Here is a 14,504-nt window from a genome sequence, read left to right as displayed (position 1 = left end):
CCCTCCTGTCCCAACTCACACGAGACAACTGAACTGAACAGAACTGAACAGAATATTCCACCCAGAGGGTCCGCGCTACTCTGCGTCTACAGACCACCCATCGACTGAGCCGATGACTCGAACGACGCTCTCGCGCTGAACCAACACGAACCCGGAGACGATAACGCCGAAGCCGAGTACAGTTGCCGACGAAATCGTCTCGCCGAGGAACGCCCACCCGGTGATGGTCGCGACGATTGGCATCGCGTAGGCGACGAGGTTCCCCCGAACCGGCCCGGCCTCGGCGAGCAGTGCGAAGTACACCGGATAGGCGGCCGCCGTCGCGGGCATCCCCACGTAGAGAATCGCGGCGACGATAGTCGGCGACCACGCCACCTGCGCGGGTGATTCGCCGAAGCCGATGCTGACGATGTGGATGCCGACGGCGGCGGCTGCCATCGCCCACGCAGTCAGTGGCAGGGTTCCGATGTCGGGGTCAATCCGCTTGAGCAGCACGGTCCCGAACGCGACCGAGAGCGCCGACCCGACGACGAGCGCCTGTCCGATGCTTCCACCGCCGAGAACGCTCTCCGGGCCGACAATGACGACGACGCCGACGAGTCCGAGTAGAATGCCGACGGCGTCGACCGCCGAGATACGCTCATCGTCGAGGAGCAACACGGCGAACACCGGCGAGACGACCGGCATGAGGCTGTACATGACGGCCGCGGCCCCGGTCGTCGCGTGCTGCTGACCGAGGAAGAGAAGCACGTTGTTCGCACCGAGGACGAACGCGCCGCTGGCGAGGATACCGAATACGTCGGCGCGACTCCGCGGCCGCCAGTAGCCGCCGCGGACGATAACGAGGCTCAGTAAGACGATTGCGGCCACGTCGACGCGAAACGCCGCGAACAGCACCGGCGGAACGACATCGATAGCGGCCTTGATGCCGACGAAGGAGGTGCCGAACAGCACCGCCGCCGCGACGAAGAGAACGAGGGTCCGATGACGGCTCACGCCACCACCCCCCGCGCTGTGACCGGCGTTCGATTCGCCGGGTGAGCGCGGGAGGTAGAAAGCGGTCTACGCGCGATGCGTGGACGGTGTGAAGGCGTCGTCTCTAGCACACTTCACGCTGCGAGATTCATATTCATATGTCTACCGATTGGGTTTGTTGATGTGTGGATGAAAAATTCGATAGCTAGTTTGTAATCGAACGTTTCGTATCACGAGGTAAAAGTAACCATGGTCGGTGTTGTCACGAGGCGGTGGATGGTGTGTCCGCCGGTGGTCGAGGGATTCGTCGGTGGCACTCGGAGAACTCGCCAGTGGTAGTTGAACTATCCGCCAACCGCGACGGGATACCCGCTGGTAGTGCGTTTTGAGTTCTCAGAAAATCGGAAGGCTGCGCTTAGTCGTCGCGTGCGGCTTCGACCCGGTCGGCGTGTTTTTCGAGGTCGGCCGCCAGCGTGCGTGCCTCTTCGGGTGAGAGCGTTACCGTGTCTGCGTGCGGGGGGAGCGCGTCGAGTTGCGTCCCGTCGAGTTCGAGTCCGAGCGTGATTTCGTCGGGGTTCTTCCGCGGCGACGTGACGTTGAGGACCGCGAACGCGGATTCCTCGAAGTCGTGACCCTTCGCCGTGCCGTCGACGAGGTCGAGCGTCGTGTACGCGTTGACCTTCAGGATGCGATTTGGCATTTGTAGTCGATAGTCGGTGTTCCCGTAAATAGGTCGCGTGGAGACAGACGGGTTTCTGTGTCGAAATGTAGGTACTGAACGCCCGGGACGACGCTCAGTCGTCGCTGGCGATGGGCGTCCCGTCGCCCGCCGTCGGCGCGGGACTCGCATCGAGGCTGTCGTCTTCGGCGTAGGGGTACCACGTGCGCTTCGTGTTGTGCATCATCGGGTCCTCGTAGCTGGTCTCTTCGGGTTCGACCAGTTCGGCGAGGTCCTCTTCGTCCGTCCGAGCGACGAACTCTCGGAAGGTCTCGTCGCCCTCGCGACGCTCCTCGAAGTTCGCGAGCAGGTTCTTGATAGCGCCGGGCACCTCGTCGACGGGGACGCGCTGGGTGACCCACTCGGCGAAGTTCGGGTTCTCGCCGAGACCGCCGCCGAGACCGATGTCGAGCGCCTCGACCGGGTCCCCATTTTTGCGGGTCTTCATACCGCGAAGACTCACGTCGGCGATCTGGGGCTGGGCGCAGGAGGCCGTACAACCCGAGAGGTGGATGTGGAAGTCCTCGACGCCTTCGGGTAGTTCGACGTTCTCCTTCAGCCAGCGAGCGTAGCGAACCTGCCGGTTCTTCGTCTCCACGATAGAGAGCGAACAGAACTCGGTCCCCGTACAGGCGATAGAGCCGCGCATGAACGGGTGGGGGTCGGGCGAGTAGTGTTCGAGGAGGTCTTCTTCCTGCAGCGCGTCGAGTTTCTCCTCGGGCACGTCAGTGATGATGACGTTCTGGCGCTGGGTGACGCGGACTTCGCCGGAGCCGTATTCGTCGGCGACGCGGGCGAGTTCTTTCGTCTCGTCGACGCCCATGCGGCCGACGAGGACGTTGAGACCGACGTAGTAGTTGCCGTCGGCTTGCTCGTGGATACCGACGTGGTCCGCGTGGCCGCCGTTAGCGTAGCCGGAGTTGTAGGAGTACTCCGAGCGCAGGTCCTCGCCTGCAGTCTCCAGTTCGAAGTCGACGTACTCCTCCTGCAGGACGTTGCGGAACTTCTCCGCGCCCCACTCGTCCATCAGGAACTTGATGCGGGCGTTGTAGCGGTTCTCGCGGTCGCCGTTGTCACGGAAGAGCGCGGAGATGGCCCCCGAGACCTCCGCGGCCTGTTCCGGCGTCACGAAGACGTCGATGTCGCGGGCGAGCCGTGGCTCGTTACGGGAGAGGCCGCCGCCGATACGGATGTTGAAGCCTTTCGTCTCCTCACCGTCGATTTCCTTGGTCGCGGGTTCGAGCGCGAGGTCGTTGATGTCGCCTTGGCCACAGCCTTCGCGGCAGCCGGTGATAGAGACCTTCCACTTGCGGGGGAGGTTCGAGTGGTCGTCGTTGCCCTTGAACGTCTCGTTGAGCTCCATCGCGACGGGCAGCGCGTCGACGTGCTCGTGTTTGTCCTTGCCGGCGACGGGACAGCCGACGATGTTGCGCCACGAGTCACCACAGGCCTGCTGGGTGGAGAGGCCGACAGATTCGAGCTTGTCGAAGAGTTCCGGGATATCCTCTAGCTTTATCCAGTGCAGCTGGATGGACTGACGAGTCGTCCAGTCGACGTAGCCGTTACCGAATATCGGATTTTCGGCCGGACCGCGAGCGTACTCGTCGGCGACTTCAGCGACGACCTCGGTCTGTCCGGGCGTCAGCACGCCGTTCGGCGTCCCGATTCGCATCATGAAATAGGACTCCTGTCCGTTGCGCTGGTGGTACAGTCCCCACCATTTGAAGCGCTCGAACCAGGCGTCCCGCTCGTCTTCGGGGATAGCGTCCCAGCCCTCCTCGGCGAAACGGAACAGATGCTCTCGTATCTCGTTACCGTAGACCTCTGATTTCCAACGTTCGACGTCCGTGGGCATTCGTACGAATATCCATACATTTGCCTACGTAAGGCCCCGAGCGTACCGTCAACCCTTCCCGGTGCTGCCCAAAAGGGGAAATAATTGCCTATGTTATATCGCCGTCGTTCCGAACGGGGAGAACCACGCTCTCACGGGCGATATCGGTAAATTCGCCGTCTGAGAGTCGGCCAACGGGAACCCAACCGGGGACGCCCGTTTCACCACAGGCGATGCACTGGCCGTACACTTTCGCCGAGACGGTTCGTCCGTCCGCACCGACCGAGAGGACGTTCTCTACGACGAAGTCCGGAAGCTCACAACCGCAGAATGCAGGGGCATTAAGCCGCCAGAGTTCGCTCACGCTTACTTCTCTGGCGTCGTTCACGGAGACCCACGCCCCGTCATCGAGGACGCGCAGGGAGACGCTCATGTGTCCCCGTCAGTGCTCCGTCTACCTATGTGAGACGGCGGCCGCAATCCCCGCGGGGGAGCACGACGGTGGTTATCGCGCTAACTTCATCATTGTCTGGTGGTTTCGGGTGATTTCGGCCGTCTGAGGTAGTGGCAACCCCTTCCGGTACCCGGGAGTGGGGGTACACATTACAGGTGCGGATTCCCTTATGCAGGAGCCCTCAGTATAGGTGGATGATGAGTGACCACCGCACCGCCGTTCGACAACACGCCTCCGCCGATGTCGCCCCCGAACTGTTTGACCAGTCGACGGAGGATGACGCATGACGAGCGAGGCAGAACTCGAACCCGACCCGGACCCAGAATCGGACGCCGACGCACCGACTGACGTCGACGAAGCCGACCCAGCCGCTCACCTCAAGGACCTCGAAGACGGTGCCGGTTGTACCGAAATCTGGTCGCACCTCTCGGAGTCCCGAGAGGAGTAACCCGCCCGAACCCCGCTCGCGCGCGAATCTCGCCAGTCAGGGGGATGTTTTTATCCAAGAACACGTAACCGACTCGTAGATGACGAACGACGAACGCCGACGCACCAGTCAGGTGCCCGCCGACCGAAGAGAGCCGGTCGGCGCACCTGTCGTCCGTGGCGACCCTGCCGTCACGGGCGAGCGCGCCCACGAGGCGGTCGGGTTCGACCCAAACGACCCCGAGAGCGTCGCCGAGGCCGCTCGGACGGTCCGCTCGTTCTCCGAGTCCACGGCTGGCGACGACGACCACGTCTTTATGCTCCGCGGTGCCGCCGCCTGTGCTGCTCTCGTCCGCGGCGTGGGTTCGTACAAACGCGCCGCAGAAAGAGCGGATGGTGACGTTTCGGTCTCGTTTATCCGCAAATGGGCCCGCGTCCACGACCTTCCGCAGTCGGTTCGGCGGCACGTCGCCCGCGGACAGATTGCACCGACCGCAGCGAAACACATTGCACGCGTCTCCGGCGACGCCCGTCTCCACCTCGCGTGGGCGACGCTCGATGCGGGACTGACCGTCCGAGAGGTTCGCCGCCTCGCAAGCGAGGTCAACGACGGAACGCCCGTCATTACGGCGCTCACCGACCACGGCGTCGATATCGGTACGCTCGATGTGTCGCTTCCGGCGGACGTGTACCTCGAACTCCGGCGACGCGCCTCACTGGAAGATACGGAACCGGGTAACGTGGTCGCCGACGCGCTCGAAGCCTACTTCGACTGAAGGAAGCGCCGCGCCGTCTCTCGAATTACGTCACGCGCAATCTCGACTTCTTCCCACTCGATGGTCTCGTCGGGGAAGTGCGCCTGCTCGATGTTTCCCGGCCCGAAGAGTACCGTAGGAATACCCGCCTCGACGTAATGCCGCGAGTCCGCGCCGTAGGTCGCACCCACCGGGTCGTCACTGAGGTCTGCTTCACGGAGTGCCGTCTGTAGTGCCTCGACGACCGGTTCGTCGGCGTCGATTTCGGCGGGTTCGAACTGAACGGAGAAGCGCTCGAACGTCGGCGGGTTCGCCGAGAGCCACTCGTCGTCTGCGGCGACGGTCGCCAGTCGGTCTTCGAACGCCTGTTCGACCTCGGACACAGTCTCGCCCGGCGCAACACCCAGTCGCCACTCGGCAGTGAGCGTCCCCGCGACGCTGGACGCCCACGTTCCCGCCTCGACGCGACCCACACAGACCGGCCACGGAATCGGAAAGTCGTACAGCGGGTGCGAAACGTGTTCGGTACGCTCCGTTTCGAGTTCGAAAAACGCCTCGCGAATGCGCTCGAACTTGGGCAGTACGTCGACACCGCGCCACCGCGAGGCCGCGTGGGCGGTCCGACCGGTGAGGTGGAGTCGCTTCATCACCGACCCTTCGGTGGCCAGAACCGGTTCGAGTTCCGTCGGCTCGGCCACCAGCGCGGCGTCTCGCTCGAAGGGGTACGGATTGTCCAGCGCGGCCGCCGCCGCCCCGATACCGCCTTCTTCTTCGCCGACGACGCTCTCGATGACGACCCGGCCGTCGAGGTCGAGGTCCCCGGCTTCGACGGCATCCCGGAGGTCTACTGCGGCGAAGACGCACGCCGAGACGCCGGATTTCATGTCGGCTGCGCCGCGAGCGCTGACGGTCACGCCATCGTCGTCCCAGCTGGGGGTAAACGGGTCGTGTGACCATAGTTCCGCGTCGGCGGGAACCACGTCGACGTGGCCGTTGAGGACGATGGTCTGTCCGGCGTCGGGGTCACCAAACTCGAAGACGCCGGCGACGCTCGGGCGGTTTCCGGTGTCGATGTCGTCGGGGTCGTCGGGAAACGACGGATGCTCAGCGAGTCGGACCGGGTCAGCAGTCCACTCGTACGTCTCGAAGCCGAGATCGTACAGTCGGTTTTTGAACCACTGCTGTGCCGGGGCCTCGGCGCGGGCGACGCTCTCGAACCGGAGGAAGGTGTCCACAAAGTCGCGCAGCTCCATGCATTGGTAGACGGCAACGGGGTACAAAGCAGTCGGGGGCGCGAAAATAAACGTTTATCAGTATCCCCATTTAAAGAGAAATCGAGGGCTGGTAGCTCAGTTAGGCAGAGCGTCTGGCTTTTAACCAGACGGTCGGGGGTTCAAGTCCCTCCCAGCCCGTTTCTACGACGTTCACGAGACGGAGAGCGTCTCGTGAGCAAACCAGAACGCTATGCGTTCTAGTGAGAACAAACGTGAGGAGTGAAACGGTTCTGAGGGACTTGAATCAGAGAGCGAGCGATGTGCTGAAGTAAAAATACGCACCGTAGCGTTGGAACCTCGTTGCTATCCCTGCTTGAACACGACGCCGCCGCCGGTCTTCGGATACGTCCACTCGACGTTATCGGAGGGACAGCCGAACCGACAGGTTCCGCATTCGAGACAGTTCTCGTAGGCAATCGACGGGACTCCGTTACTTCCTTCTTCGACGGTCCAGACCGCGGCCGGACAGACCTGCTCGCACTCGTTGGTCGTACAGTCGGTGCAAACGTCCGCGTTTTTGATGCCGAGGTGCGACTCGCCGGCGTCTCGGTATTTGACCGTGTAGAGACGGTCCTCGATACTAACGTCCGGAACGTGGGGTTGTACAGTGCTCATGATAACATCCTCCGGAACCGCCACGCGCGCTTTGCCGCGCCGAACCACCCGCCGGCCGCTTCGAGGAGGCGGTCGCGCGCCGCGTCCGTGTGCTCGTCTTTCGACGTGCGGTCCATCTTGAAGTACTCCGTCTCGGCATCGGCCAGCGCCCGCGGCAAGTCCTCGAAGAGGAACTGGCGGTCGTCGGCGATGGTCCCTTGGAACCAGTCGTAGTGCCGTAGGTTCTCCACGACGAAGGACTGTTCGAGGTCACGCGGATAGGCGACTAGCGCCGACTCGTCGCTTCGGTCGTCTTCGAGTGCAGCGGCAATTGCCTTCCCGGCGTGGTAGCCGCTTTCGACGGCCATGTTGGTCCCTTCGAGGTGGACGCCGCTGTTCAGCACCAGTCCGGCAGCGTCACCGACGACGACGGCCCCGTCGTGGACGAGGTCGGGCATCGCCTTGGCCCCGCCTTCGGGGATAACGTGCGCGGCGTACTCGGTCCGACGGGCACCACGAATCAGCGGTGCCACCGCGGGGTGCGATTCGAAGGCATCGAGCGTTTCTTCGGGTGTCTGGCCCTGTGCGGCGTCTTCGATGCGGTAGGCGATACCGACGCTGATGGTCCGTTTGTTCGTGTAGACGAACCCGCCGCCGACCGCTTGCCCGACGGCACCCTCGCCGAAGTAGTGGTAGGCTGCGCCAGCGTCGCCGTCGAGGCGGAACCGGTCGTCGATGGTCTCGCGGTCGAGTTTAAACACCTCTTTGACCGAGACGGCGACGTCTTCGCGGTCGGGTCGTTCTTTGAGGTCGGCCGCCTCGCTCACGAGTGAGTTCGCCCCTTCAGCGAGGACGACAACGGGTGCGCGAAGCTCCCCGTTCGGGCGGTCTGTTTCGACGCCGACGATGGTTTGCCCGTCGCGGAGGACGCCGGTGACGGTCGTTTCCGTGACGAGCGTTGCGCCGGCCTCAACAGCCTGCTTGGCGAACCACTCGTCGAACCGTCGCCTGAGGACGGTGTAGGAGTCGTTGTGCGGTTCGTCGTGCCACGCGCCGGGGCGTATCGAGACGGCCGTTTCGTCGCCGTCCGAGGTGAGCATCGAAAAGCGCTTTTCGGCGATGTACCGCTCCATCGGCGCGTCGTCGATATCGACCAGTTCGCGGATGGTCGGCGTGTAGAGCACGCCGCCGAAGACGTTCTTCGTCCCCGGTGCAGGGCCGCGTTCGAGCAGCAGGACGTCGAGTCCTTCGCGGGCCATCGTCAGCGCCGCGGCGGTCCCTGCGAGTCCGGCACCGACGACGATGGCGTCGTAGGCGTCGTTGTAATCCGGCGTTTCGGACTGCAACGTCGGCTGTTTGAGTTCGCCGCTTTCGGCTCCGTCGGCGCTCATGCTGCCACCTCCTGTTGCTCCCGAACCAGTTCCGTGAGCTTCGGAAGCACCTCGTGGAGGTCGCCGACGATACCGTAGTCGGCATGTTCGAAGATAGCCGCGTTCGGGTCGGTGTTGACGGCGACGACGACATCGCTGTCGTTCATCCCTTCGAGGTGCTGGACGGCACCCGAAATCCCGGCGGCGATGTACAGGTGCGGCCGGACGGTTTTCCCCGTCTGGCCGACCTGTCGGGCGGGTTCAATCCAGCCTTCGTCGACGGCGGCGCGACTCGCGGCGACTTCGCCGCCGAGCACCTCCGCGAGTTCGACGATGGGACCGACTTCGCCTTCGCACCCAGCACCGCCGGCGACGACAACGTCGGCGTCGGTGATGTCGACCACGTCGCTGACGACCCGTTCGAGAACGGTCGAGAGCGCGTCTTCCTCCGCGACGACGACCTCTACTTCCTCGACCGCTGCCGCACGTTCTACGTCGCTTTCGGTCGGTTCGCTCGTGTCGAAGACGCCCGCGCGGACCGTCGCCATCTGCGGGCGGTGTGCGGGGCACTTGATTGTCGCCATAGCGTCGCCACCGAAGGTCGGCCGACTGGCGAGAAGCAGCCCCTCGTCATCGACCGCGAGTTCGGTACAGTCGGCGGTGAGTCCGGCGTGTGCCGGGACTGCGACGCGGCCCGCGAAGTCGCGGCCGGTGTGCGTCCCGCCGATGAGGACGATACTCGGTTTGCGTGCTTCGACGAGCGCTCGGAACTGCTCGCCGTAGGGGTCCGCCCGGTAGGGTTCGAACACCGCGTCGTCGGCGAGAAGTGCGCGGTCCGCCCCGCGAGCCACCGCCTCCTCGGCGAGGTCGGAAACGTCGTCGCCCATGACGAGTGCGACGAGCGATTCGTCCGTCTCGTCGGCGAGTTCGCGCCCTTTCGCCAGCAGTTCCCACGAAACCGGTGCGGCCGTTCCGTCGTGCTGTTCGACGAACACCCAGACGTCTCGATAGTCGTCAGTCTCAATAGTCATTCAGCGCACCTCCGCGATGTACTCGTACAGTTCGTCGACGCTTTCGACGCGAATGCGCTCGCGCTCGACCGGCGTTGCGGTGTCCATCCCGCCGACTTTGGTCGGTGAGTTTGCGAGTCCGACGCGGTCTTCGATACCGAGGTCCGACGCGGACCACTCGACCGGTTCGAACTCGGTTTCGGCGAATATCTTCCGGTGCAATCCCGCGGGTCGCGGGCGGTTCGCGCCGAATTCCATCGCCACGACGACGGGCAGTTCGGCGGCCACTCGTTCGTAGCCTCCCTCAACGTCTCGTTTTCCGACGAGGACGCCGTCCTCGGGCTGGGGGTCCAGCGATTCGACGTAGGTGAGTTGCGACCAGCCGTTGTGAGCGGCGATTCCCGGCGGTACCTGCCCGGTCGAGGAGTCGGTGCTCTCCTCGCCGCAGATGACGACGTCGGCGTCGAGTTCGGCGGCCGCCCGCGCGAGTGCGAGGCTCGTCGGCCACGTGTCGCTGCCACCGAATGCGCGGTCGGTGAGCAGCACTCCGCCGTCGGCACCGACGCCGACCGCCGTCTGGAGCACAGCCTTCGCCGGGGGCGGTCCCATCGTAATCGCCGTCACCGTCCCGCCGACCGATTCGCGGAGCGCCAGCGCCGACTCGACGGCGTTGTGGTCGGGCCTGTTCAGGACCGCGGGCGCGCCGGACCGATTCAACGTCCCCGTATCGGGGTCAATCGTGACGTCGTCGGCGTCGGGTACCTGCTTGACGCAGACGACGATGTTCCATCCGTCATTCATATCTTGACGGCGCCGTCGTATGCGGCGCTCGGCTAAGATACGCACCTCGGGCCTACATACCGGCCTCATCATTCTCGAAAAACAAGAACGGAATACGCGCTATTACTCCCGTCTCGCCGTACACCTGTCCAGGAGGGTCACAATGTACAATCACATCCTCGTTCCGGTCGACGCCAGTCCAGAAGCGGAGAATGCGGTGGGCCACGCGGTTCACCTCGCTGACGAGATCGGTGCGGATATTCACGCACTGTACGTTGCGGGGGACCGGTCTACTGACGATTCAGCCGACCGAATGGGTTCCAAACGCGGTGACCGAGCGCTCGACGGTGCCACGGAACGCGCCGACGAGCACGGCGTCCCAACCCAGACGGCAGTCGCCGAGGGAGACCCCGCCGAGACCATCGTCGACTACGCCGGGGAGATCAATGCCGACCTCATCGTCATGGGCACGCACGGTCGCGACGGGGTCAACCGACTTTTCAACGGAAGCGTCGCAGAGCGCGTCGGTCGCCGCGTCTCGATTCCGGTGATGTCGATTCGGCTGGACGACGCCGGACAGTCGGTGAACTCACCGCTGGAAGCACAGCGCATCGCACGGGAGAAACTCGAACGCGCGGGGCACGACGACGCCGTCATCGAGTCGCCGTCACAACAGCGCACGTCGTGGGTCGTCCGCGCCAGCGACGACTGCGGCGAGTACAACGTCCACATCAACAGCGTGTCGGGGCGGGCGAAAGTCGTTCACGTCGGGTGACCCACCCAACGCGGTGATATTTGGGAGACGGAACGGTTCGAGAGGAACGACCCTATTCGAGGTCGAGGAGCGTTGCCGCTTCGTCGAGGAACTCGCTGTAGACGGACATCGCGTCCTCGATGGGTTCGGGTTCGGTCATGTCCACGCCAGCAGTTTTCAGCACGTCGAGTGGGTATTCACTGCCGCCGAGTGCGAGCGCTTCGCGGTAGTCCGCGGCGGCGTCCTCGCCTTCTTCGCGGATGTGTTCGACGATAGCTGCGGCCGCCGAGATACCGGTCGCATACTGGTAGACGTAGTAGTTGTAGTAGAAGTGCGGAATCCGCATCCACTCGCGGGCAATGTGGTCGTCGGTTTCTGCGGGTTCGTAGTACGTCGCTTTCAGGTCGCCGTAGAGTTGGTCGAAATGGTCCGGGGTGAGCGCGCCGTCGTCTTCGACGATTTCGTGAATCTGGAGTTCGAAGTCGGCGAACATCGTCTGGCGGAACAGCGTCGAACGGAAGCGTTCGAGATACTCGTCGAGGACGTGCATCCGGAGTTCGTCGTCGTCGACGTTTTCGAGCAGGTACTCGGTGAGGAGCGTCTCGTTGACCGTCGAGGCGACTTCGGCGGTGAAGATGTCGTAACTCGCGTCGTGCCACGGTTGTGCCTCGTTTGCGAGTTCGGAGTGCATCGAGTGGCCAAGTTCGTGTGCGAGGGTGAACATCGACGCCGCGTCGTCCTGATAGTTCATCATGATGAACGGCTGGGTGTCGTAGGTCCCGGCGGAGTACGCCCCGGCGCGCTTGCCGCGGTTTTCGTACACGTCGACCCAGCGGTCTTCGAGTCCTTCGGCCATCCGTTCTTGGTAGGCTTCGCCGAGCGGTTCGACGGCCTCGATGATGTACTCTTTCGCCTGCTCGTACGGAATCTCGGGGCCGTGGTCGCCAGTCAAGGAGACGTAGAGGTCCCACATCTGCAGCGTCTCGGCACCGATGGCTTTCCGCTTCAACTCGGCGTGGCGGTGGAGATGGTCGAGGTTGTCACGGACGGTTTCGAGGAGGTTGTCGTACACCTCGACCGGCACGTTTGGACCGTTAAGTGCGGCCTCACGAGCGGTTTCGTAGTTGCGGATGTGAGCGGTCTTTACATCCTTCTTGACGCTTTTTTTCAGCGAGGTGCCGACGGCGTTTCGCACGTCGGCCCAGCGGTCGTAGAACTCCTCGTGGACGGCCCGGCGGAAGTTTCGGTCGGGATGCTTTTGCAACTTCGTGAAGTTACCCTGCGTAATCTCGACCGAGGTGCCGTCGGGTTTCTCGACCGTCGGGAACTCCATGTCGGCGTTCGCGAGCATGGAGTAGATGTCGCTTGACGCGCCGGTCACATCGGAGAGGTCCGCCAGTACTTCTTCGACCTCGGCCGAGCGCGTGTGCTCTTTCGTCCGAAGTACGTCGTCGAAGTAGTGTTCGTAGGCTTCGAGTGCTGGCTCTTCGTCGATAAACGCCTGCACCTCGTCTCGGTCGAGTTCCTGTAGCTCGGGTTCGAGGTAACTGACTGCACTTCGTGCCTTCGACGCCAACGCCTCGGCACGGCCGGATTGTGCCTGATACTCCTGATTTCGCGTGTCTTCGCTGCTTCGGAGGTTCGCATACGAGGTGACCATCGATACCTCGCGGAGCACCGACTCCATCGTCTCCAGGAGTTCGAGAAGCGCCTCGGGGTCCTCGGTGACGTGACCCTCGTACGCTCCGAGTTCGGGGATGCGCTCGGCAACGTCCTCGTAGGCCGCCTCCCACTCGTCGTCGGAGGTGTAGATGCTGTCGAGGTCCCACTTGTACTCCGTTTCGATATCGCTCCGCTCGGGAACCGAACTCATATCTCCGCAGTTGCACGCGCGGGTGGTAAGCCTTGTCAATCGACTGCCAGCGGGGAGAAATGGAGGGCCGAAGTGATGAGATTAGTGTCGGGTCGCTCTCGCCTGTCGGACCTGGGCACCGTCACGAACCAAGTCCTCACAGTGCGGACAGACCCGGGGGTCCTCCATGCCCTCGGGTGCGAACACCTTGACGTAGCCTTCTGTAACGAAAGAACTGCAGTTCTGACATGTTGGCATGGCGCTCGTTCGTACCACGTCAAATTAGTTAGATGTTGTGGGCAACCTTTTTAATCGATAGCGTGGCCAAACCGTCACAAACCACTTTGACCGATGGCGAGTGGATGGAACATGGACGACCTGTCACCCGACGCCCGCGACGTGTTCGCTCGCACGTGGACCGACGACCGCCCGTGGGAGTTCCTCACACAACTGACCGCAGTGGGTAACCGGATGGCTGGCGGGGAAGGTGACCGCCGTGCGAGTTCGCTCGTCGCCGACGCCTTCGTCGACGCTGGCGCTCAGCACGTCGAATTCGATACCTTCGAGATGGCTCACTGGTCGCGCGGGCAGACGACGCTCGAACTCACTGCCCCCGACGAGCGGTCTTTCGAAGCGATTGCGCTCCCCTACGCTCCCGCAGCGGATGTCTCCGGCCCGCTCGTCGACGTAGGCTATGGTACGCCGTCGGAAATTGACGAGCACGACGTGAACGGTGCTATCGCCGTCGCCAGTACGACCACGCCCAGCGGAGGGCGCTTTATCCATCGGATAGAGAAGTTCAACTACGCTATCGAGTCGGGTGCGGTCGGATTCGTCTTCGTCAATCACATTCCCGGGCAACTGCCACCGACCGGTGCACTGCGGTACGACGAGGAAGCTCTCGCCCCCGCGGTTGGTGTGAGCAAGGAGACGGGGTCGTGGTTGGCCGAGTACGCGAGCCGAGATGGGACGGCTCGATTAACGGTCGATGCCGCCACGGAACCCGGCGAAAGTAGGAACGTCGAGGGTCACGTCGGTCCCGACACGGAGCGCGAAGTCGTCTTCTGTGCGCACTTCGACGCCCACGATATCGCCGAGGGCGCGCTCGACAACGGGTGCGGTATCACCACTGTCGCCACCGCGGTCCGACTTCTCGCGGCGATGGACCTCGACCTCGGCGTCCGCGTGGTCGGCGTCGGGGCCGAAGAACTCGGACTGACCGGCGCGGAACACCTCGTGAATCGCCTCGACCTCGACCGCGTCGCCACGGTCGTCAACGTCGACGGTGCGGGACGGTTCCGCGACCTCGTGGCGATGACGCACACTTCCGAGGCGACGGCCGAGGTGGCGAGCCGCGTCGCGGACGAGACGAGACACCCGATTCGCGTGGACGAAACGCCGCACCCTTTCAGCGACCAGTGGCCGTTCGTCCGCGCCGGAATCCCCGCGCTCCAACTCCACAGCGACAGCGGCGAGCGCGGACGAGGGTGGGGACACACCCACGCGGACACGCGCGACAAGGTAGACGACAGGAACATCCGCGAACATGCGATGTTAGCAGCGCTCCTCGTGCGTGAACTCGCAACGGCAGCCGCGAACGACGAGATTCCGGGACTCGATGACGACGAACTCGCAACGGCGTTCCGACAAGCGGACTTCGAGAAGGGAATGAAAGCCGCGGGCATCTGGCCCGGCGGGTGGGAGTAGG

Annotated in this window: 15 protein-coding genes and 1 tRNA gene; 5 read left to right on the top strand and 11 right to left on the bottom strand. The window is 63.6% G+C overall.

The features are described 5' to 3' along the window. Positions 1-75: 75 nt before the first annotated feature. The 4 genes from HFX_RS13905 to HFX_RS13890 all read right to left on the bottom strand — a co-directional run bounded on the left by HFX_RS13905 (position 76) and on the right by HFX_RS13890 (position 3,960). Positions 76-996 carry a DMT family transporter gene (locus HFX_RS13905; protein ID WP_004059256.1) on the bottom strand — a complete coding sequence of 307 codons (921 nt, stop codon included), beginning with the start codon at positions 994-996 and terminating at the stop codon, positions 76-78. A gap of 394 nt (positions 997-1,390) precedes the next feature. After that, complete coding sequence (locus HFX_RS13900; RefSeq protein ID WP_004059257.1) at positions 1,391-1,675, bottom strand: DUF6360 family protein; 285 nt, start codon at positions 1,673-1,675, stop codon at positions 1,391-1,393. Positions 1,676-1,769: 94 nt separating this feature from the next. Next, positions 1,770-3,548, bottom strand: a complete 1,779-nt coding sequence (locus HFX_RS13895; RefSeq protein WP_004059258.1) for a nitrite/sulfite reductase — start codon at positions 3,546-3,548, stop codon at positions 1,770-1,772. An 88-nt stretch (positions 3,549-3,636) separates the two neighbouring features. Then, entirely contained in the window at positions 3,637-3,960 is a 324-nt protein-coding gene (locus tag HFX_RS13890; protein WP_004059259.1) for a hypothetical protein, read from the bottom strand. A gap of 304 nt (positions 3,961-4,264) precedes the next feature. Between HFX_RS13890 and HFX_RS20100 the strand changes: the two genes are divergently transcribed. Beyond that, a complete protein-coding gene (locus HFX_RS20100; protein ID WP_004059261.1) occupies positions 4,265-4,429 on the top strand; it encodes a hypothetical protein in 165 nt (54 codons plus the stop codon). A 79-nt stretch (positions 4,430-4,508) separates the two neighbouring features. Beyond that, the gene (locus HFX_RS13885; RefSeq protein WP_004059262.1) at positions 4,509-5,183 is read left to right on the top strand and encodes a DUF7119 family protein; all 675 of its coding nucleotides are present in this window, start codon (positions 4,509-4,511) and stop codon (positions 5,181-5,183) included. Here HFX_RS13885 and HFX_RS13880 read toward each other — a convergent pair. Further along, a complete protein-coding gene (locus HFX_RS13880; RefSeq protein ID WP_004059263.1) occupies positions 5,171-6,415 on the bottom strand; it encodes a M20/M25/M40 family metallo-hydrolase in 1,245 nt (414 codons plus the stop codon). The genes HFX_RS13885 and HFX_RS13880 overlap by 13 nt on opposite strands. Before the next feature lie 85 nt (positions 6,416-6,500). Here HFX_RS13880 and HFX_RS13875 point away from each other — a divergent pair. Beyond that, positions 6,501-6,574 (top strand) — tRNA-Lys (locus HFX_RS13875). A gap of 165 nt (positions 6,575-6,739) precedes the next feature. On the opposite strand, the gene HFX_RS13870 is transcribed toward HFX_RS13875, so the two are convergent. From HFX_RS13870 to HFX_RS13855, 4 genes are read right to left on the bottom strand one after another with little or no spacing between them, the layout of a single operon-like run. After that, entirely contained in the window at positions 6,740-7,051 is a 312-nt protein-coding gene (locus HFX_RS13870; RefSeq protein WP_004059264.1) for a ferredoxin family protein, read from the bottom strand. After that, positions 7,048-8,421, bottom strand: coding sequence for an FAD-dependent oxidoreductase (locus HFX_RS13865; protein ID WP_004059265.1), 1,374 nt, complete (start codon positions 8,419-8,421; stop codon positions 7,048-7,050). The genes HFX_RS13870 and HFX_RS13865 overlap by 4 nt, the downstream gene beginning before the upstream one ends. Next, positions 8,418-9,431 carry an electron transfer flavoprotein subunit alpha/FixB family protein gene (locus tag HFX_RS13860; RefSeq protein WP_004059266.1) on the bottom strand — a complete coding sequence of 338 codons (1,014 nt, stop codon included), beginning with the start codon at positions 9,429-9,431 and terminating at the stop codon, positions 8,418-8,420. The genes HFX_RS13865 and HFX_RS13860 overlap by 4 nt, the downstream gene beginning before the upstream one ends. Beyond that, the gene (locus HFX_RS13855) at positions 9,432-10,211 is read right to left on the bottom strand and encodes an electron transfer flavoprotein subunit beta/FixA family protein (protein WP_004059267.1); all 780 of its coding nucleotides are present in this window, start codon (positions 10,209-10,211) and stop codon (positions 9,432-9,434) included. It lies immediately after the preceding gene. 142 nt (positions 10,212-10,353) lie between these two features. Here HFX_RS13855 and HFX_RS13850 point away from each other — a divergent pair, with 142 nt between their 5' ends. Beyond that, positions 10,354-10,965, top strand: coding sequence for a universal stress protein (locus HFX_RS13850; RefSeq protein WP_004059268.1), 612 nt, complete (start codon positions 10,354-10,356; stop codon positions 10,963-10,965). 52 nt (positions 10,966-11,017) lie between these two features. Here the strand turns inward: HFX_RS13850 and pepF are convergent, their stop codons facing one another. Together pepF and HFX_RS20695 are read right to left on the bottom strand one after the other, a co-directional pair. Further along, positions 11,018-12,817, bottom strand: a complete 1,800-nt coding sequence (pepF, locus tag HFX_RS13845) for an oligoendopeptidase F (protein ID WP_004059269.1) — start codon at positions 12,815-12,817, stop codon at positions 11,018-11,020. A gap of 81 nt (positions 12,818-12,898) precedes the next feature. Beyond that, entirely contained in the window at positions 12,899-13,054 is a 156-nt protein-coding gene (locus tag HFX_RS20695; RefSeq protein WP_425497314.1) for a DUF7563 family protein, read from the bottom strand. 111 nt (positions 13,055-13,165) lie between these two features. On the opposite strand from HFX_RS20695, the gene HFX_RS13840 reads away from it, so the two are divergent. Then, on the top strand, positions 13,166-14,503 hold the full coding sequence (locus tag HFX_RS13840; protein WP_004059270.1) for a M28 family metallopeptidase: 1,338 nt from the start codon (positions 13,166-13,168) through the stop codon (positions 14,501-14,503). The last annotated feature ends 1 nt before the right edge of the window (position 14,504 follow it).

It is taken from the genome of Haloferax mediterranei ATCC 33500 (genome assembly GCF_000306765.2).
Lineage (GTDB): Archaea > Halobacteriota > Halobacteria > Halobacteriales > Haloferacaceae > Haloferax > Haloferax mediterranei.
The sequence above is the reverse complement of the archived record's forward strand: the minus strand, read 5'-3'. Positions and strand labels throughout refer to the sequence as shown.